Here is a 24,555-nt window from a genome sequence, read left to right as displayed (position 1 = left end):
GACCAGCGCCGGAGAGCAAGGTTTCATAGTATCACAGCTTATTAAATTGGTGATGTGACTAAAGCTATCCAATGCTAGGCTCGCGAACGGGTTTCAGATAATCCTTATCTAACTAAGGAAGAAAAAAGCTACTCCAACAAATACACCACTTGTGCCGGGAAAGCTTATCATGCACAATTTGGCCATCCAGACATCTAGAGATAAGTTCAATGGCGGTAGCAACATTCGGTGGCGGTTGTTTTTGGGGGGTGGAGTATTTCTTTCGCCAGGTGCCCGGGGTATTAAACGCCAGCAGTGGTTATATGGGCGGTGATGATAGAATCAACCGCTATGAAGAGGTCAAACAGGGAAACAGCGGCCATGCCGAAGTGGTTCAGGTGGAGTTCGATGAAGCCCAGGTTTCATTTAACGAGCTGCTGCAAGTTTTCTGGAGCAATCACAACCCCACCAGTCTCAATCGCCAAGGCGGTGATATCGGCACCCAGTATCGGAGCGTGATTTTTTTTCACAGCAAAGAGCAGAAGGAGCAGGCTGAGGCCTCGAAACTGGCGTTGGCTCGTAGTGGTAAGTGGGGGCAGCGGCACATAGTGACAGAAATTGTTCCAGTGAAACAGTTTCATCGTGCGGAAGAATATCATCAGGATTATATCCAGAAGAATAACCTGCCCAGTTGCCATCTTGAATATTGATCCCCGGGAATAAAAAAGCGCAACTGTGTTCACGGCTGCGCTTTTTTACTGAATTGGCAATCTCTTAAGCTCAGTTCGGCTTGCCTTTTAGGGCGCTGGTTATCAGCGTTCTCGCCTGTTCCAGTATCTGCTGCAGATGCTGCTCGCTGACAAAGCTTTCGGCGTAAATTTTATAGAGTGCCTCAGTGCCTGAAGGTCTGGCGGCAAACCAGCCGTTGTCGGTTAGCACCTTAATACCGCCAATGGCACCATCATTGCCAGGGGCCTTGGTCAGTACCGCCTTAATCTTGTCTCCGGCCAAAGTCTCTGCCCCCAGAGTATCTGCATTGAGGGTGGCAAAACGCGCCTTTTGCTTGGCATTGATGGGACTGTCTATCCGTTTGTAGAAGCAATGACCGTGTATAGCAGCCAGTTCTGCATAACGCTCGGCTGGATTTTTGCCGGTCACGGCGAGGATCTCAGCGGCCAGCAGTCCGAGAATAAAACCGTCTTTATCCGTGCACCAGGTTGTGCCGTCACGTCGAAGGAAGGCGGCGCCGGCGCTTTCTTCGCCGCCAAAGGCCAGGCTGGCTTCACTCAACCCACCGACAAACCACTTGAAACCAACCGGCACTTCACAAAGCTGGCGCCCGTGTGAGGCAACTATCTTGTCTATCATGCCACTGGAAACCAAGGTCTTGCCGATCTGCAGCGTCTGCGGCCAATCGGGTCTGTGCTCCAGCAGGTAATCTATCACCACTGCCAAAAAGTGGTTGGGGTCCATCAACCCTGTCTCTGGGCAGACTATCCCATGTCTGTCGTAGTCGGGATCGTTGCCAAGGCAGATATCGAACTCATCCATGTGCTTAAGCAGGCCTGCCATGGCAAAAGGCGATGAGCAGTCCATGCGGATTTTGCCGTCTTTATCCAGTGGCATAAAGCCGAAGCTGGGATCCACCCGGTCGTTGACCACTGTGATATTCACCCCATAACGGCGGGCAATATGTGGCCAGTAATGGATACCTGAGCCGCCCAAAGGGTCGACACCTATGCGAATGCCGGCATCTTTGATGGCTTGCATATTTACTACAGAGGCGAGATCGGCAACATAGGGCTCAATAAGATCGGTTTCTTTGATGAGTCCGATACTGGCGGCTACGCCGTAGTTGAGTTTCCTGACCCCTTCCAGCTGCGCCTTGAGATAATCGTTGGCTCGCTGTTCAATCCAGGCGGTAATCTCACCTTCTGCCGGCCCACCATGGGGCGGGTTGTACTTAATTCCGCCATCCTGAGGGGGGTTGTGAGACGGGGTAATAATAATGCCATCGCTAAGCTCGTGGGCATTTCGGTTTGCGCTAACTATGGCATGGGAGATGACAGGCGTAGGCGTAAAGCCTTGGTTTTCTTGCACCACCACTTTCACATTGTTGGCCAGCAAGACTTCGATGGCAGAAATATAAGCCGCCTCAGACAAGGCATGGGTGTCCATGCCCAGATAGAGTGAACCCTCAATTCCATGGGATTGGCGGTAATCTACCACAGCTTGGGTTATGGCCCAGATATGGTTTTGATTGAAGCTGCCGCTGAAGGAACTGCCCCTGTGCCCAGAGGTGCCAAAGCTCACTCTTTGGGCCGGGTCATCACAGTTGGGGACAATTCGGTAATAGTGGCTCATCAGCCGCGGAATATTAACCAGATCGTTCTGCGTGGCCTTGTTACCGGCCCGCTCATGAATAGCCAAAACAGTACTCCTTGATGGCGATGTTGAAATACAGATTTACGCCTTAAGCGGCAACGCCTTATCGGCAATGGCTTTAGCCTTGCTGCCGTTGCACCCCATCTTTTCAAGGACTTCAGACAATATAGTGTGTTTCTTGGCAGTGTTGTTATTAGTGGTCACCCAAAAACCACTGCTGCCGACTTCTTTGGGGTTGGCAGACTTACTGGCCTTGAGCAAGGCTTCCTTCGAAGTGGCAAAATAGAGGCGGTCACGCCCCTGAACTTGCAGCACTTGTTCAAAACCGCGGGGGTCTTGGTTGTACAGGCATTCGAGGGCGAACAGAAACCGGCCAACGGCCCCCTTTTGGGCTTCGATAGCCGCACTGCTAAACAGGTTGTCAAAGTCCAGAGTGGACTCTACTTCGGGTAATGCATTGGGACGATAGCCCTGCTCCATTCCTGGCTGGCTGATATCAGCCGGAGCCTTGGGCTCAACTGCGGTAGCATCCAAGCCTAACAGTCGACGAAGAATATCCGATGCGCTTTCGCCAATCCTTTCGGTCTTCCCGGCAATAAAGCGATACAGTTCCTCATCCACCTCAATATATTTCATGGCCCGATTCCTTTAATTTCTGCTTGTTCTATGCAGCCTTTATGACTGTGCCGTCAAAGCCCCTCTGGGGCGCAGCTGCGATTTGGCTCAAAGTATGCCATAACTCGCCAGCGGTGGAAGGCTGAATCATACCAAAATACGAGAATTGAGTTGTAAACCTAAGACTTGCGCAGCCAATTTGTTGAAAAAGCGGTCAAATCCAGTGTTAAATCCGCATCCATCCTTGTCAAATACTGACCTTTGTCGCAGAATTTGCCCCCTGCCGAATGCTGGCAACAAACTCTCACAGTAAAGGGGGGCGTATGCACTTTGTCTCGACCGGAAGCGGGAGTCCGGTGTTGCTGATCCATGGCTTATTCGGTGATTTGGATAATCTCAAATCGCTCGGGGCCCAGCTTGAGCAAAATCATCGAGTGATAAGAGTCGATTGTCCCAATCACGGTCAAAGTGAACATTGGCCACAGATGGACTATCCAGCCCTTGCAAAAGCGTTTGTGGCTCTGCTCGATGAGCTGGCTATAGACAAGGTACATCTGGTGGGCCATTCCATGGGCGGCAAGATTGCCATGGCAACCGCGCTGGCTTATCCGCAGCGAGTACAATCGCTGACCGCCGCCGATATCGCGCCTGTGGCCTACTCGCCGAGACATGAAAAAGTGTTTGCCGGCCTGAGCAGTATGCCGCTGGATATTAAAGACAGACGTCAAGCGCTGGCACATCTTTTAAATCATGAGATCGATGAAGCGACGGCGCAATTTCTACTCAAGAGCCTGCGCCGCACCGAGTCAGGGTTTGAGTGGAAGATGAATCTGCCGGGGTTGATTGACAGTTATCCGGCGATCATAGGTTGGCATAATGGCCCAGAGCGCCGCGGTGGCCAATTGAGCTATCAGGGACCCACCTTGATGCTCCGGGGCGGCGAGTCAAATTATGTCACAGGCGATTACAAAGAGCAGATCATCGCTCAATTCCCGCAAGTGAAAGCTAAAACTCTGGAAGGTTGCGGACACTGGTTACACGCCCAGAAACCGGCGATATTTAACCGTATTGTGTCCGATTTCATTACCAGTACCGAGCAAGAACAAGGACCTAACTGAGGGTAAATGCGGTAGCAGCCCCCGAACCAATATGCTATATTCCCGCCTCTTTTGGGTAAGGGAACACCAGGAGTTGCAGCGTGTTAAATCAGTATATGCAGCAGATAGAAGCCATAGGGCTGGATCTGTTTTTCGCGGCAATTTTCTTTTTTATCGGTATGGCCATCAGGGATGTGCTCAAGCAGGGTAATGTGCCCAAGTTTGGTCGCTTTATTGTTTGGTTAGTACTCTTCCTTGGCTGTGCAGGCTTTGTCGCCAAGGGAATAATTCAAATGACCTGGGAAGGCTCAGGTATAGGTTAAACATCAGATTTCAAATGGCAAAAGAAGCAACAGACAGAACCACCATAGACCTTTTTGCCACTGAAAAGCGCCGCGGACGGCCTAGAAGCAATCCTTTGCCCCGCGAGCAGCAGCTCAAGGTGAATAAACGTAACCAGATCATGCGGGATCGGGCAAAGGGTCTGAAACGAATAGAGTTAAAAGTGTCACAAGATTTATATGACGCCTTGAATGAGAAGGCTTTGGCCAGTAACATCAGCCGCAGCCAGTTAATAGAATTGATCCTTCAGGAGCAGTTAGGTTAGCCCCTGTCAGGAAAGATCGAAGTAGATAGCGAACTAGACATTAAAGGAAAGACAATGGCAACTGTAGGTCTTTTTTTCGGTAGCGATACAGGTAACACCGAAGCTGTAGCCAAGATGATCCAGAAGAAACTGGGTAAGAAGATGGTTGAGGTGAAAGATATCGCCAAGAGCACCAAAGAGCAGATCGCCGAATACGACCTGCTAATCTTCGGGATCCCCACCTGGTACTATGGTGAAGCTCAATGTGACTGGGACGATTTCTTCCCTGAGCTGGAGCAGATAGATTTTACCGATAAGTTGGTAGCCATTTTCGGTTGCGGCGATCAGGAAGACTATGCCGAGTATTTCCTCGATGCCATGGGCATGATCCGCGATATCGTTGAAGAGCGCGGCGCAATAGTCATTGGCCACTGGCCAACAGAAGGCTACAACTTCGAAGCCTCTAAGGGACTGGTTGATGATAAGCACTTTGTCGGTCTTGGTATAGATGAAGACCGTCAACCCGAATTGACCGAAGAACGCGTCGACGCCTGGGTTAAACAGATATACGAAGAGATGTGCCTGGCTGAGCTGGAAGACTAATATCCGCTCCCAGATACTTCTCCGGCGGCCTTTATGGCCGCCTTTTTATTGGCTATCACTCTGGAACATGGAAACACAATGCAAGTCGACAATCAGCGTCATTGGGATATCTTCTGCACTGTGGTAGACAACTATGGTGACATAGGTGTTACCTGGCGCCTGGCGCGGCAACTGGTCAGCGAATACGGCATTGAGGTACGTTTGTGGGTCGATGATCTCAACAGCTTCGCGCATATTTTGCCCGAACTTAACTCGACTCTAGTCAGTCAACACTTTGGTGGAGTTGAAGTCATCCACTGGTGCGCCCCCCTGCCCTTGGCCTGGCTACCGGGCGAAGTCTTGATAGAAGCCTTTGCCTGCGACTTGCCCTCGGAAGTGCTCACAAGCCTGCCTGAGCTTGCCAAGGCGCCCAAGTGGATAAACCTAGATTATCTCAGCGCCGAGAGCTGGATAGAGGACTGTCATGGCCTCAGTTCGCCGGCACTCAAAGGGGTCAAGAAGACCTTTTTCTTCCCAGGCTTTACCCCAAAGTCAGGCGGGCTCATCTGCGAGCAGTCTCTGTTTAGCGAACGTGATGCCTGGCAAGCAACGCCTGAGCACGCCATGGCCCACTTTGCCGAGCTGGGGCTTAGTGATATTGCCATTGATGATTACCTCATCAGCCTGTTCAGCTACGAGACCCCAGCCTTGCCAGCGCTGCTTAAGCTTTGGCAACAGAGTGAGCGGCGAGTACAACTGTTAGTTCCCAAGGGGCGTAGCCTGGATTGCCTCGCGCCTTTGCTTGAGCAATTTAACCAGGACTCCGGACCCAAAGTCGACTGGCAAGATCCCGCCAGTTGGCAAGCCGGTCAGAGTTTCAGCCGCGGCGCACTCAAGGTGCAAATCCTGCCGATGACAGATCAAGATGGTTATGATCGCCTGTTGTGGAGTTGCGATTTCAACATAGTTCGCGGCGAAGATTCCTTTTTACGCGCTCAGTGGGCCGCAAAACCCTTTATTTGGCATATCTATCAACAGGAAGAACAAGCACATCTGGTAAAATTGGATGCTTTTATGGCACGATACTGCGATAATCTGCCTCCCCCTGTCGCCCAAACTTGGCGAACGCTGAATACGGCATTCAACTGCGGTCAGGGTGAACAAGCTTGCCAAAGCTGGCAAGCTCTGAATTCTGCCATGCCGACCCTGCTACAACATGCCAAAAAGTGGCCGGCTGAAGCAATAAATGAAGCAGATCTGGCAAACAGGCTAGTGCAAATGGCCAAAAACGGCTAAGATTCTGCGCTGAATTGAAAAACCGCTTATATAGGAACATACGTAATGAAGACTGCTCAGGAAGTCCGCGCAGGTAACGTTATCATGGTTGACGGCAACCCTATGGTTGTACTTAAGACCGAGTTCAACAAATCCGGCCGTAACGCTGCTGTGGTAAAGATGAAGCTGAAGAACCTGCTGCAAGGTTCCGGCACTGAAACTGTATTCAAGGCTGATGACAAACTGGAAGATATCCAGCTTGAGCGCCTGGAGTGCACCTACTCTTACTTTGCTGATCCTATGTATGTCTTTATGGACGCAGACTTCAACCAGTATGACGTTGAAGCCGAAAACATGGGTGATGCCATCAACTACATAGTTGATGGAATGGAAGAGATCTGTCAGGTTACCTTCTACGAAGGTAAAGCCATCTCTGTAGAACTGCCTACCACTATCATTCGCGAAGTAGGTTACACTGAACCTGCCGCCCGTGGTGATACCTCAGGTAAGGTAATGAAGCCTGCTTCTATCGTAGGTACAGATCTGAAGGTGATGGTTGCCGACTTCGTTAAAGAAGGCGACAAGATTGAAATCGATACCCGCACCGGTGAATTCAAGAAGCGCGTTTAATTAAATCGCCCTCCTTTGTAAAAAGCCAGCATCGTTGCTGGCTTTTTTGTGCCGCTGAAAAATTCATAAGAACACCGAATTAAATTTCCGCTTTGATTTAATGGCTTGTTATTAGCATGCCAGTCGCAAACGGGTATTGAGCATTAACTTTTCATTCGATAAGGCAGGGTAAGCTGCTTCATAAGGTGAGCCTCCCGGATAATAGTCCCGCAAAGCGAGCGCCTCATCAGACAAAGAGGTAAAGCAGATACCGGGTTTCTCAGCGAGCTCCGTAATATAATCAGGACCGATTACATACACAGAGTAGTCGAGTTTGATATCACTCTCATCCTTCCCCATTAACTCTTCATTTGAACTGTCTTTCAACCTGCCTCTTATTCGGTTCAGCTCGTTCCTTATCTCTGCAGCCGCTATCTCCACTTGGTAGACGAGTGTACTTTCCGACTGGCACTGGAGTGCCATGCGGGATGAGAAGAGTACATTTTCATAAAGGGAAGCCCCTTGAGTCTGGCTATTGGTATCCACGAAGGCAATTATCTTAATGTTGCGGCCTTCAATTAAGGGATCGCGTTTAAAAACGATCTCCGCTTTCAAGGAGATGAGCTGACCTGCAGTATCCTGGTTTTGAGTAACATTAAAATGTTCAATCAAAGGGGTTTGAGCATAATCTTGCCGCTGTTTGGCGAGAAAAACCTTAAGTGCCGCACTTCGTTTGGCACTGTGTTTTCCATCCATCCGGATAATCATTAAGATACCGGCAAAAATAAGCAAAATAACCAGTACCAAGCCTGCAATAGCACTTATCACACCTGAGCCTGAAGCATCGGGAAGTATAGTTTTGAAAATTGCAGAGCAGCCCCAGACAATTAGCCAAAGAACGCTGATAAAAGCCATAGCCTGGCGAGGAGATGGAGTAAACCAACGGCTCTTGTTACTGCTTAGAGGTGTTATGAGTAATAACAGCAGCGCAGTAATGGCAAAGAATATATGCATACAGCTCCGTCCTTGAGCCTTATGGTACTCACTTACAAACACCATAGAAGGCAAATTCCCTGTATCGTTATTCACAATACTGCCGGGAAGCGTTTGATATGTCGAGCTATTGAACCTTTTGTGTCCGCTTTTATTGATGATTTCTTGCGGCAAACCTTTGATAAAAAATCCCCGCGGCATAACCTTGGGGATTTTTATTGGTAGGCTCAGGCTTATGAAACAGCCGTCATTCAACTAATCACGCGACTAATCATGCAACTATGATGAAGCCAATAAAGGTAAGTACTGCCGCTATCAAGGCATAGGGTAACTGTGTCACCGCATGGCTTACCAGATTACAGCCCGATCCTTGCGCCGCCAGAACGGTGGAGTCTGAGTAGAAGCAAGCCTGGCTACCAAAGGATGAAGCCGACAACAAGGCACCTATCACCAGAGGAATGTCGGCCCCCACAGATTGAGCCAGCGGCATCACAATAGGAATGGTCACCGCAAAAATTCCCCAACTGGACCCGGTAGCGAAGGCCAGAATTGCCATGGCCACAAACACCACTGCAGGCAAGAGTTTAGGCGTCATAAAGGGACTCAGGGACTCAATCACATACTGAGGCAGCAACAGTTGGTCGCAAACATCTTTGAAAACAAAGGCGGCGATAACTGTGCCTATGGCCGGCAACATGCTTTTGAAGCCATCTATCATCTGATCCATCATCTCGGATAAGGGCATCAAACGTTGCACCGCGTAATATGGCAAAGTAATCACCAAGGTTGCCAACAAGCCTTTCCAGACATCGATATCGAAGTAGACGGTAAAACCAACCAACAGCAAAATGGGTACCAGGAAATTGTGCAATTGTCCTTGCTTATCCGCCTGCTCGAACTCCTCCTCCATGGCACGTACGGCATATTCATCCGAGGTCTGAACCTCGTCAAAATCTGTCTGCTCTTTGGCCGGACTGCCGGCCGCCGCCGCGAGCTGCGCCTTTTTCATCGGCCCTATGGCCGGTACTATGCCAAGGATGACCAGCAGCACCATGGCAACCGCCAACCAGGCGTAAAACATATAAGGGATCGCTTGCATATAGATTTGGATCCCCTCGCCTTCTGCGGCCACACCGTTGTTAACCAATAGCCCGCCAAAGAACACCGCCCAGGTAGATAACGGTACCAAGACGCACACAGGTGCTGCGGTGGAGTCGACCACATAGGCAAGCATCTCACGGGAGATCTTGAACCTGTCGGTGACCCGCTTCATGGTTTCGCCGACCGTGAGTGCATTCAGGTAATCATCAATAAAGATCACCAGGCCGAGCACAAAGGTCATCAGCAGAGATGAGCGTGGCCCTTTGGCAAGTTTGAGCGCTTTACGGCCAAAGGCCAAGGCGCCACCTGTGCGCACCAACAAGGCTATCAGGGCACCGAAACTGCCACATACCAGGATTAACCATCCTATGGTCTCATCGGCCATCACTTTGAGTGAGATATCGGCGAAGTTATTCAGTACCTGACTGGGGTCCAGAAGCAACAGACCACTGACGGCACCTATGATTAAGGCCAGGATGGGACGACGCAACCAAATGGCCAGCACCAATACGACAATCGGGGGAACAAGACTTAACGCTGTCGGCTCAGACATGCACTTAGGTCCTCAAAAAGGTGGCCTTGCGGCCTTATAAAGTCATGTGGGGTGTTGAGACACCGCCAAAACAACTGCTTTATTTACGGCTTTCCGCCAGACGGACAGTAACAACTGGTCGCTTTTGTTGGAGCCTTGCTAAAAACATCGCGCAGAAAATAATGCGCAACTGGATATGAGTCAACCATAAATTGAGTCAGTCAGTGCAAATTTTGACCTTGCAGGCAATTATTGAAAAAATTCCATATGATTCAATAGCTTTTATATGCACATTTTACGCCCGTTTGTCATGGCTGACATATAAGCATTCAGTTAAACTGCCTTTTTATTTCAAATATTGCCGAAACTGTATTGTGACAACTGCTAGCGTTTACACCTTTAAACAGTTTTTAACTCCAATATTGAAGCGCAATTCAGCTTCATCATCTTTTTTGTGAGGTATTTTTTTGCATTTAAAAGATGAAAGTTCTGATAAAAAATAGAAATAGGGACTTATTCCCCTTTATAAGCCGCTTGAAATTAGGTATTGTGCCGAAGGTTAAACTCTTTCATATCAGCCAGTTTCGAGGTAGTAATGCGGCCAATCATCAAATCCAATAAGCTCGACAGTGTTTGTTACGATATTCGAGGGCCGGTACATAAAGAAGCGCGTCGGTTGGAGGATGAAGGCCATCGTATTCTTAAGCTCAATATAGGTAACCCGGCCCCCTTTGGCTTTGAAGCTCCGGAAGAGATAGTTCGTGACGTTATCCTCAACCTGCCATCGGCCCAAGGGTATTGTGAGTCCAAAGGTTTGTTCTCTGCCCGCAAGGCGATAGTGCAGCATTACCAGTCCCAGGGGATCTTCGGTGTCGATATCGAAGATATCTATATAGGTAATGGTGTTTCCGAATTGATTGTGATGGCCATGCAGGGGCTACTCAATACCGACGATGAGGTGTTGGTTCCCTCCCCTGACTATCCACTGTGGACCGCAGCGGTTAACCTGGCCGGCGGCAAGGCGCGCCACTATCGCTGCGATGAAGCGGCCGACTGGTTTCCCGATCTTGAGGATATCAAGAGCAAGATTGGCCCAAGAACCCGCGGAATTGTGATCATCAACCCCAACAATCCAACCGGTGCCGTATACAGTCGCGAACTGTTGCTGGAGATTGTTGAGCTGTGCCGGCAGCACTCCATCATACTGTTTGCCGATGAGATCTATGACAAAATTCTTTACGATGGCGCTGTGCATATCCCAGCCTGTAGTCTGTCGGATGATATTCTTACCGTGACGTTTAATGGCCTTTCCAAAGCCTATAGAGCCGCCGGTTTCCGGGTCGGTTGGATGATGTTGTCCGGCAATCTCAAGGCGGCGCGCAGCTATATTGAAGGGCTGGAGATGCTCTCCTCTATGCGTCTTTGCGCCAACGTGCCCAATCAGCATGCGATTCAAACCGCATTGGGGGGGTATCAGAGTATCAATGAGCTTACCGCCATCGATGGCCGCCTGACTCAGCAGCGGGATATCTGTTATGAGCTGCTCAATCAAATTCCCGGCGTCAGCGTGGTGAAACCCAAGGGCGCCATGTATGCATTTCCCCGCCTCGACAGCAAGCGTTTCGGTCTCAGGGACGATGAGCGCCTGGTGCTGGATCTACTAAAAGAGAAGAAAATTCTCTTGGTACAGGGTACCGCCTTTAACTGGCCGGAGCCGGATCACCTGCGAGTGGTGTTCCTGCCTCATAAGGAAGACTTACAGCGGGCCCTGCTCGCCTTCGGTGACTTCCTCGAGTACTACCGCCAATAACACAATGCCAGCCGCCCATCGAGGCGGCTTTTTTATCCCCGTCCGGCACTGACAGCCTTTAACCACTGAGGTAAAGTAAGGGAAACGCGCAAAAAACTTAGGGAAGTTGTATGAGTCACCTTTTTGCCCACCTGGCCAGGATGAAGTTAATTCAGCGTTGGCCCTTGATGTATAACGTCCGCACCGAGAATGTGCAGGAACACTCATTGCAGGTCGCCATGGTGGCCCATGCGCTGGCCATCATCAGTAACCGTAAATTCAATGGCCAATATTCGCCGGATCGCGCCGTGACCCTGGCCATCTTTCACGATGCCGGCGAAATTCTTACCGGCGATCTGCCCACCCCGGTCAAATACTTCAATGCCGAGATAGAAGCCGAATACAAGAAGATTGAAGCCATAGCCGAGGCCAGGCTGCTGGAGATGGTGCCCGAAGAGTTTCGTGACGATTACCGCTCGCTGTTTATCAGTGATAGCGACGAGCTCAGCCATCGCAAGTTGGTCAAGTCCGCCGATACTCTGTGCGCTTATCTCAAGTGTCTCGAAGAAAAGCGCGCAGGCAATAACGAGTTCAACAGTGCTCGCAAGCGCCTCGAAACCATGCTGGATGCCAACCCAGACCCGGCAGTAGCGTATTTTCGCGAGCATTTCATTCCCAGTTTCACCCTTGATCTGGATGAGATCAATCAACTGCTCTAGCAGGAGAGATTATGAGCCAAGCCCACTGGCAAGCCAGACGCGAGCCCAATAACAGTCAGCGCCGCGACGATAATCGCAGTCCCTATCAGAGAGATAGAGCCAGAATTCTGCACTCTGCCGCTTTTCGGCGCTTGCAGGCCAAGACTCAGGTACTTGGGGTGGGCATGAACGACTTTTACCGCACCCGCCTGACTCACTCACTGGAAGTCTCGCAAATAGGCACGGGCATAGCCGCCCAGTTGAAGCAGCGCTATCCCGAAATGGCCTTTTTGCTCGATTCCATGAGTCTGCTCGAAGCCCTGTGTCTCGCCCACGATATCGGCCACCCACCCTATGGCCATGGCGGCGAGGTGGCGCTCAACTACATGATGCGTGAGCACGGCGGCTTTGAAGGCAATGGCCAGACCTTCAGAATTCTTACCCGGCTCGAACCCTATACCGAACACTTTGGCATGAACCTAACCCGGCGTACCCTGCTCGGTGTACTCAAATACCCAGCGCCGGTACGTACGCTGAGAATCGATAGACCCCAGCCGGAACTGAGTCACTATCGTCAGTTAAGGCCGAGCCAATGGCCGCCGGTCAAAGGGATTTTCGATGATGATGAAGCTATCCTCGATTGGGTGCTTGAGCCGCTGGATAGTAAAGACAAGCAAGGCTTTCTCAGCCACTATAGCCCGGGCGAAGGGCTGCACCATCGCACCCGCTACAAGTCATTCGACTGCACCATTATGGAGCTGGCCGATGATATCGCCTATGCGGTGCACGATCTCGAAGATGCCATAGTGATGGGAATTGTCACTGGCGCGAATTGGCAAGAGGATATGCGTGCCCCGCTGCAAGCCATTGAAGATGAATGGATCCAAAGCCAGCTCGGGAATATTGAGCTCAAGCTGTTTTCTCGCAAACATCACTTGCGAAAGGATGCCATAGGAACCTTGGTAAATGCGCTGGTCACCGCCATCAGAATCGACCAAACTCCGGACTTTGCCGAACCCTTGCTGAGATTCAATGCCAAGTTGGAGTCGGCCTTTGCCGAGTTATTGGAACTATTGAAGCAGTTTGTACTTAAACATGTGGTACGTAAGCCCGAGATCCAGATGCTGGAGTACAAGGGGCAGCAGATAGTAATGGAGCTGTTTGAAGCCTTTGCCTCGGATCCTCTGAGGCTCCTGCCCCATAATACTCAATCACGCTGGCAACAGGCTAACAGCAAAGGGGAAAACAGCCACAGAGTGATAGCAGACTATATTTCGGGAATGACAGATGAGTTTGCCGCCAGGCTGCATCAACAACTGTTTAGCCCCAAGGGGGGTGCCATCATAGACTTGAGCCAGAATTATTGATTGCGGTTTTATTACTCCATATCTGCCCTGCAAACTTAAAATAATAAAGCCCGCCAAACTGGGCGGGCCTTATACTGTTAACGAAAACAGCAATTACCACATGAGATCATCGGGGATAACATAATCTGCGTAAGGGTCATCCTCTTTCGACACTTGCTCTGCATTGTTCTCGGCTTGCCACAAATAACCACACCATTCGGGTACCAGCAAATTGACCCGCTCGGCGAGCTTATGGGGCACCAGATAGCTGCTTTGCTCAATTCGCACTATCCCCAAACGGCCACCGAGTAACTGACTCTGAAGTTTTTCATTGATATACAAGGGGTATATCTTGTTCTCCAGGGTATAGTTGAACTTGATCTCGCCATCTTTCGGCAGCGCCACCGCATTTTGCTTAACTTCGGTGACAAGGCCGCGGACCAGACCTTTCTCTGTGGCCTCGGCAAAGCGTTGTTCATTGAGCGCCTTGTCCTTTTCTGCCTGCTGCTTTTTCTGCTGAGCGATCTGCGCCTTCAGCTCAGCAGAGCCGTCATCAATATTGGACTTGCGGTTACGTTTCTTTTGGGTTTTGACATCGCGAACTTTTTGCTTGCTGGCGAGCCCCGCCTTGAGCAACTGTTCCTGTAATGCGTTTGCCATTTTATAATCTCTCTCTTGCTACTTACTTGATTCTTGCTTTGCCGCCAGTGCCCCGAGTTGACTCATGGCCGCACTGGCACCGCCAAGCGACCAACCTCCGTCAACCGGTAATATGGTTCCGGTAATATAGGAAGCCATTGGCGATGCCATAAAGAGTGCAGCATTGGCCAAGTCTTCGCCCTCACCGTTGCGTTTTAACGGCACACTCTCGGCCACCTGTTGCTGCAACTGCGCCGACGGCGCCAAGCGATTAAACCCTTCGGTACCGGCAATCGGCCCGGGTACCAAGGAGTTTATCCGTATGCCTTCAGGCCCCCATTCCAAAGCCAGAGTGCGGGTCAACATATCGACGCCCGCCTTGGCGGCGCAAACGTGGATCTGCATCGGCATGGCAATATACGCCTGCGGCGCCGAAATTTGAATAATGCTGGCGCCAGGGCGCTTAAGCATAGGATAGGCTTGCTTCAACACCTGAAAACTGCCCAGCAAATCGATATCCATGACAGATTTAAAACCGTTGGCACTGAGCTTGGCGGCGCTGGCGGGGAAATTGCCGGCGGCGCCACTGACAAGCACATCGATATACGGGAAACTCTGGGCCAAGACGGCAAAGCCTTGCTCTAGTGCCGGCAAATCCCTGACATCGAAGCTCAGGCCCAGATGTTGACCTTGCGGATTGGCTTCATTCAATAACGCCACCGCGGCTGCCACTTTTTCCGGGTTACGGCTGGCAACCGCCACATGGGCACCGGCAACTGCAAACGCCTTGGCGATACAGAGGTTAATGCCGCTGGTACCCCCGACGACCACTACATACTTACCCTGATAATCGAACATTGAGCTTCTCTCCTATCCACTGTTCATTCGTTATTCCGGTCCATACTGCGAGTCGCCGGTATGTCACAAGTTTATGCTAGCGATTGATGTATCGCCTGCAGTGTCGCCAAAGGATCGGCCGCTTGAGTAATGGGGCGACCTATCACCAGATAATCTGAGCCCGCCGCCATCGCTTCGGCCGGGGTCATGATGCGTTTTTGATCGCCGGCATCACTGCCCGCCGGACGAATACCTGGAGTCACCAGTTTGAAATCGGCGCCAAGTTCGGCCTTGAGCATACTGGACTCACGGGCCGAGCAGACCACACCATCGAGACCGGCTGTTTGCGTCAGGCGCGCCAGCCTGAGAACCTGATCTTCAGCACTGCCTTCAACACCAATAAGCTTGAGTTCATCGTCGCTCATTGAGGTCAGCACAGTAACGGCTATCAACAAGGGGGCGTTATCTCCGTAAGGCAACAGTGCCCGGCGGGCAGCCTCCATCATGGCGAGACCGCCACTGGCGTGAACGTTCACCATCCACACCCCCATTTCGGCGGCGGCAGCAACCGCCTTGGCCACTGTGTTGGGAATGTCGTGAAACTTCAGGTCCAGAAACAGATCAAACCCACGGTCATGGATCTCTTTCACCAGTTGAGGCCCGAACAGGGTAAACATCTCTTTGCCTACCTTAAGGCGGCACATAGACGGATCCAACTTATCAATAAGCTGCAATGCTTTGAATTTATTATCAAAGTCCAAGGCGACCACAATAGGTGTCTCTGTCATTTTTACTCCGTTATCTGAGGGTTATTCTCCGTCCAAGCCGCGTACCCGTTTGATACTGCCCCAGTTTTTGCAAGATGGGCAGTGCCAATACAAAGTATGTGCCGGGAATCCACATTCCCGGCAACGGTAGCTTGGACGGAATCTAATTTGTTGCTCTACCAGTTTTTCCAACATCGCCAGGCTATCGCGGGCTTGGCCCTGTTCAGCTTGTTTTATATGCATCTGCATCAAATGTTGGAAACCGCGCATAGTTGGGTGACGATAGAGAGCTTCCATCACCATGTCTTCGGCACCTTTGATATCGCCGTCTTCTATCATGCGTTGCGCCAATGCCACCACAACCGACGCACCCGCGCCCTTGTCTATCGCATGTGTTAACAGTTCTCGATAACCTTCAATATCATTGAGTTCCCGATAGAGTTGACGCGCGCAGACAAGCGCATCGGCGAAAAGCTCGGCATCGGCGTCAATCAGTTGATTGAGCATCTGTTTGGCCTGAGGCAATTGCCCAGCATCCAGGTAAGCGTTGGCCAGTGACAACAAGGCGCGGCCACATTGAGAGTCTTGCTTGAGCGCGGCTTGAAAACCCTTGAGTTTTCCTGCTTCGTCGCCAGACTCTTCGGCCAATTGACAGTAGAAATGGGCGATGACGGGTTTAAGACCCTGCTGGCGTTTACGTGGCAAGCGCTTGGTGATATCAATCGCCTTTTGCCACTCTTTGGTAATTTGGTAAATGGAGATCAGTTGGGTTTCCGCTTCTTCGCTGTGATCGTCTTGAATGACCAGGTTAAGGAAAATCTCCTCGGCTCTATCGTAGAACCCGGCGGCCATATAGTCCTTGCCCAACTCCATCATCGCCATGTCTCTTTGCTCGGTAGCGAGATTGGGGCGGGCTATCAGGTTTTGGTGAATACGAATGGATCTGTCTACCTCACCCCGTTTGCGAAACAAGGAACCCAACGACAGATGTGTGTCTATGGTTTCATCATCGACATCCAGCATGCTGATAAAGAGATCAACCGCCTTGTCCGACTCATTGGAGAGCAGAAAGTTAAGCCCGGTAAAGTAATCTCGGCTCAGTTTCTTTTGTGCTGAATTCTGTTTCTGCCTCAAACTGCGACGGCCCATGTACCAACCGTAAGCCGCAGCAATTGGCAACAACAGAAAGAGAAGTTCGAGCATACTAGGCGTCTTGCCCCTGCTGCTGAGTTAAGGTCTGGATTTTCTTGCGGGCATTACGCAATGAAAGTTTCAGCTTCATGATGTAGTAGAAGGCGATGATCCAGCTGAGAATAAAGCCTGCCAGAAATACCACGGCCAGCACCACAGGTAAGCGGAACTCTCCCTGTGCCACAAAATAACTGATGGTGACTAACTGTTCATTGCGGGAGCCAAATACCAGTGCCACTACAAACAGCATTGCCACCAGTACGGTTGCGACAAATGACTTCACGTTGCACTCCATAAACGCGTTTCAATGTTCTGATTATCCAGTAATTTGACTGGGCTGACCAGCTTTAGCCAAGCTCCAGGCATAAAAAAGCCCCCTTTCGGAGGCTTTTAATACAACAGCGATTAACGGCTATATGCGTCAACGCGTTCGCGCAGTTCTTTGCCTGGCTTAAAGTGCGGGACGTACTTGCCATCCAACTCCACTGATGTTCCCGTCTTGGGATTACGACCAGTGCGAGGTGCACGATAATGAAGTGAAAAGCTGCCAAAGCCACGGATCTCTATACGATCACCGCTTTCCAATGTCTTTGCCATTTGCTCCAACATCTCTTTGATTGCACTTTCGACTTCCTTCGCCGACAGTTGCGACTGCCCACTGGCGAGTTTTTCGATCAGTTCGGATTTAGTCATCCTAGCTACCCCTATTATCAAGCCAAACACAGTCACCTAACAGGGGGCAAGCCCCCTGTACTACAGGCACTTACTTACGAGCTGCCTTAAACGCTTCAGCCATTGCATTAGTCATGATAGCGTCGTCCTGCTTGTTCAGGTTAGCCATCACTTCTTTTTCTTCAGCTTCGTCTTTAGCACGTACAGACAGGCTGATTGCACGGTTCTTGCGATCTACGCCCATGAACTTGGCTTCAACGCTGTCACCTACATTGTAGACGCTTGATGCATCTTCAACACGGTCACGGCTGATGTCAGATACACGGATGTAACCTTCAACAGTGTCAGCCAGCTCAACAGTCACACCTTTGGCGTCAACAGCAGTAACAGTACCAACTACGATTGTACCTTTCTTCTTGTCGGCCAGGTAGGCGTTGAATGGATCGTCTTCAGTCTGCTTAACACCCAGGCTGATACGCTCACGCTCTGGATCAACAGACAGAACCACTGCAGTGATTTCGTCGCCTTTCTTGTACTCGCCAACAGCATCTTCGCCGCTACCGTTCCAAGAGATGTCAGACAGGTGAACCAGACCGTCGATACCGCCGTCCAGACCGATGAAGATACCGAAGTCAGTGATAGACTTGATCTTACCGGTAACTTTGTCGCCCTTGGCGTAACGGTTAGCGAAGTCTTCCCATGGGTTGGTCTTGCACTGCTTGAGACCCAGAGAAATACGACGACGCTCTTCATCGATGTCCAGAACCAGAACTTCAACTTCGTCACCCAGGTTAACAACCTTGGATGGGTGGATGTTCTTGTTGGTCCAATCCATTTCAGAAACGTGTACCAGACCTTCAACGCCTTCTTCGATTTCAACGAAGCAGCCGTAGTCAGTCAGGTTGGTTACGCGACCAGTCAGACGAGTGTTTTCTGGGTAGCGCTTGCTGATTTCCAGCCATGGGTCTTCACCCAGTTGCTTCAGACCCAGAGATACACGAGTGCGCTCGCGATCGTACTTCAGTACTTTGACGTTGATTTCGTCACCAACATTTACGATCTCAGATGGGTGCTTAACACGCTTCCAAGCCATATCGGTGATGTGCAGCAGGCCGTCAACACCGCCCAGATCTACGAATGCACCGTAGTCGGTCAGGTTCTTAACGATACCTTTAACTGCTTGACCTTCTTGCAGGTTTTCCAGCAGAGCATCACGCTCAGCGCTGCTTTCAGATTCGATAACAGCACGACGAGAAACAACAACGTTGTTGCGCTTCTGGTCCAGCTTGATAACTTTGAATTCCAGTTCTTTGTTTTCCAGGTGAGCAGTATCGCGTACTGGGCGAACGTCAACCAGAGAACCAGGCAGGAACGCACGGATACCGTTCAGCTCAACGGTGAAACCGCCTTTAACCTTGCCATTGATGACACCGATTACAGTTTCAGCATCTTCGTAAGCTTTTTCCAGAACGATCCAGGCTTCGTGGCGCTTGGCCTTCTCGCGAGACAGTTGAGTCTCACCGAAACCGTCTTCAACGCTATCCAGCGCAACGTCAACTTGGTCGCCAACGGCGATTTCCAGTTCACCTTGAGCGTTTTTGAATTGCTCAGCTGGGATTGGGCTCTCAGATTTCAGACCGGCGTCAACCAGTACCATACCGTTTTCGATGGCAACTACAGTACCACGAACGATAGAACCTGGGCGGAATTCCAGTTGTTGAAGGGATTGTTCAAACAGATCAGCAAAAGATTCAGTCATGTTAATTAACTTTAAGTAATAAACCACGTATCTATCCTGAACGTGGAGTCAGTAAAATAACTCGCCTCTTCCTTGTGGCGAATGCCTATCCCACCAGTCTCAGAGACTGATGTCAGATAACTTGTCGACTATGTGCCTGAGCGCCAGCTCCAGCACAGCATCAATTCCAAGACCAGTAGTATCTATCACCAAGGCATCTTCAGCGGGCACCAAAGGCGCAACGGCGCGATTCATATCCCGGTGATCTCTTTCCTGGATCTCGGTTAAAAGACGCTCGATGTTAACATCGAAGCCTTTGTCCTGCAACTGATTATAGCGCCGCTGGGCCCTTTCTTCAGCCGAGGCAGTCAAAAACAATTTTGCCGGTGCATGTGGGAAAACAACGGTTCCCATATCCCGGCCATCGGCTATAAGCCCGGGAGCAACTCTGAAAGCACGCTGCCTTCTGAGTAAGGCTTCTCTCACCCGGGGAAACGCCGCCACTCTTGAGGCCGCGTCGGAACATTCCTGCGAGCGAATGGCCTGACTGACATCTTCGCCTTCCAGCACCACTTTTATGGCTTCACTTCCGGCTCCCGCCAGAAACTGTACATCCAGATGTGCGGCCAACAGGGTGATGGCTTCTTCGTTATCCAATTCAACATCGTGGTGGATAGCGGCGAGTGCCAACACTCGATATATGGCACCGCTATCGAGTAACTTCCATCCAAGTTTGTTGGCAAGCAACTGACTTATAGTGCCTTTTCCCGCACCGCTTGGGCCGTCAATTGTGACAACAGGCGCCCGTTCAGACATAAATTCCTCCGCAGTAATTGTCATCTTCCATGAGGACACAGTATGAGTTCACCGAAAATGAGCGGCCAATAGTATATATCAACTGCATGCTTTCCGTATGCTGAATTCAAGGCCAATTTCGAGCCGCTGCTGTCAACAGCCCGAAATTCAGCCGCTTAACAGGCCAAGGCCGCAAAGCGTTGGAAGTAATCCGGGAAGGTTTTTGAGGTGCAATCCGGGTCATTGATGGTGACGCCGCAATCGGCAAACGCCAGCAGCGAAAAACACATGGCCATGCGGTGGTCGTTATAGGTGTCGATAGCGGCATGCGTGGGCGTAACTGGTGGATTTACCGAAATATAATCCTCGCCCTCTTCCACCTCGGCACCAATTTTCCGCAGCTCTGTCGCCATGGCGCTGAGACGATCTGTCTCCTTGATACGCCAGTTGTAGATATTACTGAGGCGGGTCGGCCCTTTGGCAAAAACCGCGGCGGTGGCTATGGTCATTGCTGCGTCGGGAATATGGTTCATGTCCATATCTATCCCCTTGAGCTGGCTGCCTCTGGCAATAATAAAGTCATCTCCCCATTCAATCTCGGCGCCCATGGCGGCCAGCGCATCGGCAAACTTGACATCGCCCTGAATGCTGAGACGGCCAACCCCAGTGACTTTCACCTCGCCGCCGGCGATGGCACCGGCGGCCAAGAAATAAGACGCCGATGAGGCATCGCCTTCCACCAATACCTTGCCCGGTGACAGATAGCTTTGACCGGCCGGGATCTCAAAACGCTGATAGTCGTGGTTGATAACCTTGACACCAAATTGCGCCATCAAGGCCAAAGTAATATCGATATAGGGCTTGGAAACCAGTTCACCCTTGACCTTGATATTGACAGCGGCACCGGCCAGCGGCGCAACCATCAGGAGCGCGGTAAGAAACTGGCTGGAGAGATTACCGGCAATTTCCACATCCCCGCCACTGAGTCCCGTTGCCTTGATTTTTAATGGCGGGAAGCCGGGATGCTTCAGATATTGAATATCCGCGCCCAACGCCTTGAGGCTGTCGACCAGATCTCCTATCGGCCGCTCCTCCATTCTGGGTTCACCCGTGAGAACAAACTCACCGTTCCCCAGAGTCAGCGCGGCGCACAATGGCCGCATCGCGGTGCCGGCATTACCGAGAAACAGCTCTTGCAGCTTGTTGCTGTTGATAGCGCCGCCAAGACCCTGCAAGCTGCAGCGGCGCTTGTCTTCGGAAAGCTCAAATTGCACGCCGAGCTGTTTGAGCGCTGCCAACATGTGGCGAATATCATCTGAGTCGAGCAGATTGGTCAGTTCTGTGGTGCCCTCGGCCAGGGTTGCCAATAGCAGCGCCCGGTTGGAGATACTCTTGGAGCCGGGGATGTTGACCTCCCCATGCATTTTACTTATGGGATCCAGTCGCAATTGCTTCATCTTTTTTGGATTCTTGCATCTGTGTTTGACGGAGTTGCAGCGTCACGCCACGTACCGCCAAAGCGGGTTAAAAGACCTTGTCACCGATTATGAGATAAAACCGGTAAATCAAGACAAAAGATTAGATACAGCGAGTGCTGATAGGCCTGAATTAAGTGTTCGTGGCATTAAAGTTACCTGAGCGCCACAGGGATTCAACCGTTTTTTGCTGAAAAAAGCCGATTTCAGCGGAAAATTATTCAACTAGCGCTAAATAAGCTCTTTAACTCTCCGATAGACGTTCCAACAAGTGATACAGAGAAACGACTCTCCTTTCCTGCAACTGAGCTTTACACCCTGGAAGCCCAGCTTGCCAGTTGCACCACTCTGACTATCGCTTGCTGCAGCCTCGCCAGCCGTTAACAAATAGCCAAAATGCCGTTATGCTAATCCTCTTCAACAAGTATTCAATCCAGGGAACCCTATGTTCAGCACACTCAAGGCGATGCCTGCCGATCCCATTCTTGGGCTGCTCAGCCAATATCGCGACGACCCTCGCGGTGAAAAAATTGATTTGGGCGTTGGTGTCTATAAAGACATCTTGGGAAATACTCCCATCCTCGACTGCGTTAAAACCGCCGAGCAGCGCCGCACCGCTACAGAAACCACCAAGGTGTATATCGGCCCCGCCGGTAGCAGTGATTTCAATCGGCTCATTGCCGAGCTGGCATTCGGTGAGCAGCACCCTACCCTGAGCGCCGGACGCATTCGCAGCGTATCCACTCCCGGCGGCACCGGCGCGCTGCGGGTCGCAGCCGACTTTATTAAACGTTGTCGCCCAGGCGCAACCGTTTGGGTCAGCGATCCGACCTGGGCCAATCACACCGGACTTTTTGAGGCGGCCGGTCTCAAGGTTGAGCGTTACCCTTACTATGACTACGCCACCAAGGCGCTGAAGTTTGATGAAATGCTCGCCAAACTCAACACCCTTGGTGAAAACGATGTGGTGCTGCTGCATGCCTGTTGTCACAACCCATCGGGCCAGGACCTCAGCAAAGAGCAATGGGACCAAGTGGTACAAGTCGCCGTCAAACGCGGTTTTACCCCGCTAATCGATATGGCTTACCAGGGCTTTGGTGCCGGTGTCGAGGAAGATGCCTACGGCGTTCGCAAGATGGCGGCCGCCGTGGAAGACATGTTGCTCTGCTCCTCCTGCTCAAAGAATTTTGGCCTTTATCGCGAACGTATCGGCGCCTGCAGCATCATAGCCAACAGCAGTGCTGCCGCCGATGTCGCCTTGTCGGTACTGCTTTACGTAGTGCGTTGCCTCTACTCCATGCCGCCAGCACATGGAGCCGCGTTGGTGGAAACCATTCTCGGCGACAATCAGCTCAAGCAGCAGTGGCTAGATGAACTCAAGGTGATGCGTGACAGGATAAACGGTAACCGTGCCATCCTGGTTGAGCGTTTAAAGGCGATAGGCGTCGAGCAGGACTTCAGCTTTATCGCCCGCCAAAAAGGGATGTTCTCCTTCCTTGGGGTGTCGCCCGCGCAGGTTAAACAACTTAAGCAGGAGTTCGGTATCTATATGGTGGATTCAAGCCGGATCAGTATCGCCGGGATAAGCGATAGCAATGTCGATTACCTTGCCAAGTCTATCGCCAAGGTGTTGCAAGGTTAAAATTGGAGAGTCAGATGAAAAAAGCGAATGCCGAGGCATTCGCTTTTTTATGGGATTTGTTGCAATAAAGCGATTTTCGCCGGGGTTCAGCTGCTGTGCTTGGCCGCAAACGCTTTCATAAAGGCAACCAGGGCCTCAACGCCGGCCAAAGGCATGGCGTTATAGATACTGGCGCGCATCCCGCCGACAATTCTGTGCCCCTTAAGAGCTACCAAACCTGCGGCCTCCGCCTCTTTCAGGAACTCACCATTGAGCGACTCATCGGCCAATTGGAAAGTCACATTCATCCGCGAGCGGTTTTGCACCGCCACACCATTGCGGTAAAAGTCCAATTCATCGATACAGGCGTAAAGCAGTTCTGCCTTGGCCTTGTTAAGCTCTGCCATCGCCTCGATACCGCCCACCCGGTGCAGCCACTCAAACACTTCGGCGGCCAGATACCAGGCAAAAGTAGGGGGAGTGTTAAACATGGAATCGTTTTCGGCCGCCAAGCGATAATCCATGATGGACGACTGTGGCATGGCCGGCAAAGCCAGCATCTCTTTACGCACTATCACTATGGCCAAACCGGAAGGGCCGATATTTTTTTGCGCCCCGGCATAAATGAGCCCGTAACGACTGACATCGATTTCACGGGACATGATAGTGGATGACATATCCGCGACTATTGGCCAGGGGGACTCCAACTCTTCAAAAATTTCGATGCCATCTACCGTCTCGTTGGGGCAATAGTGCACATAACGATATTTACCACTATCACCTTCCAGCTTAGGTAAGGTTACTTTATTGAGTCCATTGCTCTTTTCAACAATGCTTTGGCTATCAATTCTGTCATCTCCGGCCAGCTTTCTGGCCTCTGCCGTGGCCGATCTTGACCACTGACCGCTCTCCAAATACAGGGCTCTGCCGTTATTGCCCAAAAAATTATTCACGACAGCCGAGAACTGACCGCGACCACCGCCATGCATAAACAGTACATGATAATCTTCGGGAATATTCATCAACGAGCGTAATCTGGATTCGGCTGCCTTGGTGAGATCGATAAAGGCCTGACTGCGGTGACTGATCTCCATGACGGAGACACCGTGCCCCTGCCAGTCCAGTAATTCCTGCTGGGCTTTTTGCATTACCGCGGCCGGCAACATGGCTGGTCCGGCACAGAAATTATAAATCGTGCTCACTTCATTATTCTCCTTGAAAAAAAGAGCGTCC

25 protein-coding genes are annotated in these 24,555 nt (G+C 51.0%); 11 read left to right on the top strand and 14 right to left on the bottom strand.

Annotated elements, in window-relative coordinates:
• Positions 1 to 209 precede the first annotated feature (209 nt).
• Positions 210 to 689 carry a peptide-methionine (S)-S-oxide reductase MsrA gene (gene msrA / locus K5621_RS10035; protein ID WP_100143643.1) on the top strand — a complete coding sequence of 160 codons (480 nt, stop codon included), beginning with the start codon at positions 210 to 212 and terminating at the stop codon, positions 687 to 689.
• 70 nt (positions 690 to 759) lie between these two features.
• Here msrA and pgm read toward each other — a convergent pair whose 3' ends face one another.
• On the bottom strand, positions 760 to 2,409 hold the full coding sequence (gene pgm / locus K5621_RS10030; protein ID WP_221051083.1) for a phosphoglucomutase (alpha-D-glucose-1,6-bisphosphate-dependent): 1,650 nt from the start codon (positions 2,407 to 2,409) through the stop codon (positions 760 to 762).
• A 36-nt stretch (positions 2,410 to 2,445) separates the two neighbouring features.
• Positions 2,446 to 3,000, bottom strand: coding sequence for a replication initiation negative regulator SeqA (gene seqA, locus K5621_RS10025; RefSeq protein WP_100143641.1), 555 nt, complete (start codon positions 2,998 to 3,000; stop codon positions 2,446 to 2,448).
• A gap of 302 nt (positions 3,001 to 3,302) precedes the next feature.
• On the opposite strand from seqA, the gene K5621_RS10020 reads away from it, so the two are divergent.
• The 6 genes from K5621_RS10020 (at position 3,303) to efp (ending at position 7,149) form a co-directional block, all read left to right on the top strand.
• The gene (locus tag K5621_RS10020) at positions 3,303 to 4,097 is read left to right on the top strand and encodes an alpha/beta fold hydrolase (RefSeq protein ID WP_100143640.1); all 795 of its coding nucleotides are present in this window, start codon (positions 3,303 to 3,305) and stop codon (positions 4,095 to 4,097) included.
• Positions 4,098 to 4,177: 80 nt separating this feature from the next.
• Positions 4,178 to 4,399: a DUF2788 domain-containing protein gene (locus K5621_RS10015; protein WP_100143639.1), complete on the top strand. Its 222-nt coding sequence runs from the start codon at positions 4,178 to 4,180 to the stop codon at positions 4,397 to 4,399.
• Positions 4,400 to 4,413: 14 nt separating this feature from the next.
• Positions 4,414 to 4,683 carry a LexA regulated protein gene (gene ybfE, locus K5621_RS10010; protein WP_025010403.1) on the top strand — a complete coding sequence of 90 codons (270 nt, stop codon included), beginning with the start codon at positions 4,414 to 4,416 and terminating at the stop codon, positions 4,681 to 4,683.
• 54 nt (positions 4,684 to 4,737) lie between these two features.
• Complete coding sequence (gene fldA / locus K5621_RS10005; protein ID WP_100143638.1) at positions 4,738 to 5,265, top strand: flavodoxin FldA; 528 nt, start codon at positions 4,738 to 4,740, stop codon at positions 5,263 to 5,265.
• Positions 5,266 to 5,343: 78 nt separating this feature from the next.
• Positions 5,344 to 6,540: an elongation factor P maturation arginine rhamnosyltransferase EarP gene (earP, locus tag K5621_RS10000; RefSeq protein WP_221051082.1), complete on the top strand. Its 1,197-nt coding sequence runs from the start codon at positions 5,344 to 5,346 to the stop codon at positions 6,538 to 6,540.
• A 45-nt stretch (positions 6,541 to 6,585) separates the two neighbouring features.
• The gene (gene efp / locus K5621_RS09995; protein ID WP_100143637.1) at positions 6,586 to 7,149 is read left to right on the top strand and encodes an elongation factor P; all 564 of its coding nucleotides are present in this window, start codon (positions 6,586 to 6,588) and stop codon (positions 7,147 to 7,149) included.
• Positions 7,150 to 7,260: 111 nt separating this feature from the next.
• On the opposite strand, the gene K5621_RS09990 is transcribed toward efp, so the two are convergent.
• Both K5621_RS09990 and K5621_RS09985 read right to left on the bottom strand, forming a co-directional pair.
• Positions 7,261 to 8,142: a hypothetical protein gene (locus K5621_RS09990; RefSeq protein WP_221051081.1), complete on the bottom strand. Its 882-nt coding sequence runs from the start codon at positions 8,140 to 8,142 to the stop codon at positions 7,261 to 7,263.
• A gap of 250 nt (positions 8,143 to 8,392) precedes the next feature.
• Positions 8,393 to 9,775 carry a Na+/H+ antiporter NhaC family protein gene (locus K5621_RS09985; protein ID WP_093982828.1) on the bottom strand — a complete coding sequence of 461 codons (1,383 nt, stop codon included), beginning with the start codon at positions 9,773 to 9,775 and terminating at the stop codon, positions 8,393 to 8,395.
• Positions 9,776 to 10,349: 574 nt separating this feature from the next.
• Here K5621_RS09985 and K5621_RS09980 point away from each other — a divergent pair.
• The 3 genes from K5621_RS09980 (at position 10,350) to K5621_RS09970 (ending at position 13,608) form a co-directional block, all read left to right on the top strand.
• Positions 10,350 to 11,564, top strand: coding sequence for a pyridoxal phosphate-dependent aminotransferase (locus K5621_RS09980; RefSeq protein WP_101058770.1), 1,215 nt, complete (start codon positions 10,350 to 10,352; stop codon positions 11,562 to 11,564).
• A 110-nt stretch (positions 11,565 to 11,674) separates the two neighbouring features.
• Complete coding sequence (gene yfbR, locus K5621_RS09975; RefSeq protein WP_221051080.1) at positions 11,675 to 12,262, top strand: 5'-deoxynucleotidase; 588 nt, start codon at positions 11,675 to 11,677, stop codon at positions 12,260 to 12,262.
• An 11-nt stretch (positions 12,263 to 12,273) separates the two neighbouring features.
• Complete coding sequence (locus K5621_RS09970; protein ID WP_221051079.1) at positions 12,274 to 13,608, top strand: anti-phage deoxyguanosine triphosphatase; 1,335 nt, start codon at positions 12,274 to 12,276, stop codon at positions 13,606 to 13,608.
• 93 nt (positions 13,609 to 13,701) lie between these two features.
• Here K5621_RS09970 and K5621_RS09965 read toward each other — a convergent pair whose 3' ends face one another.
• The 9 genes from K5621_RS09965 to aroA all read right to left on the bottom strand — a co-directional run bounded on the left by K5621_RS09965 (position 13,702) and on the right by aroA (position 21,683).
• A complete protein-coding gene (locus K5621_RS09965) occupies positions 13,702 to 14,247 on the bottom strand; it encodes a DUF2058 domain-containing protein (protein WP_221051078.1) in 546 nt (181 codons plus the stop codon).
• Positions 14,248 to 14,265: 18 nt separating this feature from the next.
• Entirely contained in the window at positions 14,266 to 15,084 is an 819-nt protein-coding gene (locus K5621_RS09960) for an SDR family oxidoreductase (protein ID WP_100143631.1), read from the bottom strand.
• A 71-nt stretch (positions 15,085 to 15,155) separates the two neighbouring features.
• Positions 15,156 to 15,851 carry an orotidine-5'-phosphate decarboxylase gene (gene pyrF, locus K5621_RS09955; protein WP_221051077.1) on the bottom strand — a complete coding sequence of 232 codons (696 nt, stop codon included), beginning with the start codon at positions 15,849 to 15,851 and terminating at the stop codon, positions 15,156 to 15,158.
• Between the two features lie 21 nt (positions 15,852 to 15,872).
• Positions 15,873 to 17,033: a lipopolysaccharide assembly protein LapB gene (lapB, locus tag K5621_RS09950; RefSeq protein ID WP_221051076.1), complete on the bottom strand. Its 1,161-nt coding sequence runs from the start codon at positions 17,031 to 17,033 to the stop codon at positions 15,873 to 15,875.
• A gap of 1 nt (position 17,034) precedes the next feature.
• Positions 17,035 to 17,304, bottom strand: a complete 270-nt coding sequence (locus K5621_RS09945) for a LapA family protein (RefSeq protein WP_025010412.1) — start codon at positions 17,302 to 17,304, stop codon at positions 17,035 to 17,037.
• Positions 17,305 to 17,426: 122 nt separating this feature from the next.
• A complete protein-coding gene (gene ihfB, locus K5621_RS09940; protein WP_100143628.1) occupies positions 17,427 to 17,714 on the bottom strand; it encodes an integration host factor subunit beta in 288 nt (95 codons plus the stop codon).
• Positions 17,715 to 17,784: 70 nt separating this feature from the next.
• A complete protein-coding gene (rpsA, locus tag K5621_RS09935) occupies positions 17,785 to 19,452 on the bottom strand; it encodes a 30S ribosomal protein S1 (protein ID WP_025010414.1) in 1,668 nt (555 codons plus the stop codon).
• Positions 19,453 to 19,551: 99 nt separating this feature from the next.
• Entirely contained in the window at positions 19,552 to 20,247 is a 696-nt protein-coding gene (cmk, locus tag K5621_RS09930) for a (d)CMP kinase (RefSeq protein WP_100143892.1), read from the bottom strand.
• A 155-nt stretch (positions 20,248 to 20,402) separates the two neighbouring features.
• On the bottom strand, positions 20,403 to 21,683 hold the full coding sequence (gene aroA / locus K5621_RS09925) for a 3-phosphoshikimate 1-carboxyvinyltransferase (protein WP_221051075.1): 1,281 nt from the start codon (positions 21,681 to 21,683) through the stop codon (positions 20,403 to 20,405).
• A gap of 463 nt (positions 21,684 to 22,146) precedes the next feature.
• Between aroA and K5621_RS09920 the strand changes: the two genes are divergently transcribed.
• The gene (locus tag K5621_RS09920) at positions 22,147 to 23,343 is read left to right on the top strand and encodes an amino acid aminotransferase (protein ID WP_221051074.1); all 1,197 of its coding nucleotides are present in this window, start codon (positions 22,147 to 22,149) and stop codon (positions 23,341 to 23,343) included.
• 86 nt (positions 23,344 to 23,429) lie between these two features.
• Here K5621_RS09920 and serC read toward each other — a convergent pair whose 3' ends face one another.
• Positions 23,430 to 24,524 (bottom strand): 3-phosphoserine/phosphohydroxythreonine transaminase, encoded by a 1,095-nt coding sequence (serC, locus tag K5621_RS09915; RefSeq protein ID WP_221051073.1) that lies wholly within the window; start codon positions 24,522 to 24,524, stop codon positions 23,430 to 23,432.
• Between the last annotated feature and the right edge of the window lie 31 nt (positions 24,525 to 24,555).

Source organism: Shewanella carassii (assembly GCF_019670705.1).
Lineage (GTDB): Bacteria > Pseudomonadota > Gammaproteobacteria > Enterobacterales > Shewanellaceae > Shewanella > Shewanella carassii.
Note: the sequence above shows the minus strand (reverse complement) of the source record. Positions and strands in the feature narration are given on the sequence as shown.

Bases quoted from the DNA above. Each gene is read 5' to 3' on its own strand.
- ihfB (WP_100143628.1), bottom strand. From the start codon at position 17,714: ATGACTAAATCCGAACTGATCGAAAAACTCGCCAGTGGGCAGTCGCAA.
- pyrF (WP_221051077.1), bottom strand. From the start codon at position 15,851: ATGACAGAGACACCTATTGTGGTCGCCTTGGACTTTGATAATAAATTC.
- fldA (WP_100143638.1), top strand. From the start codon at position 4,738: ATGGCAACTGTAGGTCTTTTTTTCGGTAGCGATACAGGTAACACCGAA.
- K5621_RS10020 (WP_100143640.1), top strand. From the start codon at position 3,303: ATGCACTTTGTCTCGACCGGAAGCGGGAGTCCGGTGTTGCTGATCCAT.
- lapB (WP_221051076.1), bottom strand. From the start codon at position 17,033: ATGCTCGAACTTCTCTTTCTGTTGTTGCCAATTGCTGCGGCTTACGGT.
- cmk (WP_100143892.1), bottom strand. From the start codon at position 20,247: ATGTCTGAACGGGCGCCTGTTGTCACAATTGACGGCCCAAGCGGTGCG.
- K5621_RS09985 (WP_093982828.1), bottom strand. From the start codon at position 9,775: ATGTCTGAGCCGACAGCGTTAAGTCTTGTTCCCCCGATTGTCGTATTG.
- K5621_RS09960 (WP_100143631.1), bottom strand. From the start codon at position 15,084: ATGTTCGATTATCAGGGTAAGTATGTAGTGGTCGTCGGGGGTACCAGC.
- K5621_RS09965 (WP_221051078.1), bottom strand. From the start codon at position 14,247: ATGGCAAACGCATTACAGGAACAGTTGCTCAAGGCGGGGCTCGCCAGC.
- yfbR (WP_221051080.1), top strand. From the start codon at position 11,675: ATGAGTCACCTTTTTGCCCACCTGGCCAGGATGAAGTTAATTCAGCGT.
- earP (WP_221051082.1), top strand. From the start codon at position 5,344: ATGCAAGTCGACAATCAGCGTCATTGGGATATCTTCTGCACTGTGGTA.
- aroA (WP_221051075.1), bottom strand. From the start codon at position 21,683: ATGAAGCAATTGCGACTGGATCCCATAAGTAAAATGCATGGGGAGGTC.
- K5621_RS09920 (WP_221051074.1), top strand. From the start codon at position 22,147: ATGTTCAGCACACTCAAGGCGATGCCTGCCGATCCCATTCTTGGGCTG.
- rpsA (WP_025010414.1), bottom strand. From the start codon at position 19,452: ATGACTGAATCTTTTGCTGATCTGTTTGAACAATCCCTTCAACAACTG.
- seqA (WP_100143641.1), bottom strand. From the start codon at position 3,000: ATGAAATATATTGAGGTGGATGAGGAACTGTATCGCTTTATTGCCGGG.
- K5621_RS09970 (WP_221051079.1), top strand. From the start codon at position 12,274: ATGAGCCAAGCCCACTGGCAAGCCAGACGCGAGCCCAATAACAGTCAG.
- efp (WP_100143637.1), top strand. From the start codon at position 6,586: ATGAAGACTGCTCAGGAAGTCCGCGCAGGTAACGTTATCATGGTTGAC.
- ybfE (WP_025010403.1), top strand. From the start codon at position 4,414: ATGGCAAAAGAAGCAACAGACAGAACCACCATAGACCTTTTTGCCACT.
- msrA (WP_100143643.1), top strand. From the start codon at position 210: ATGGCGGTAGCAACATTCGGTGGCGGTTGTTTTTGGGGGGTGGAGTAT.
- K5621_RS09990 (WP_221051081.1), bottom strand. From the start codon at position 8,142: ATGCATATATTCTTTGCCATTACTGCGCTGCTGTTATTACTCATAACA.
- K5621_RS09980 (WP_101058770.1), top strand. From the start codon at position 10,350: ATGCGGCCAATCATCAAATCCAATAAGCTCGACAGTGTTTGTTACGAT.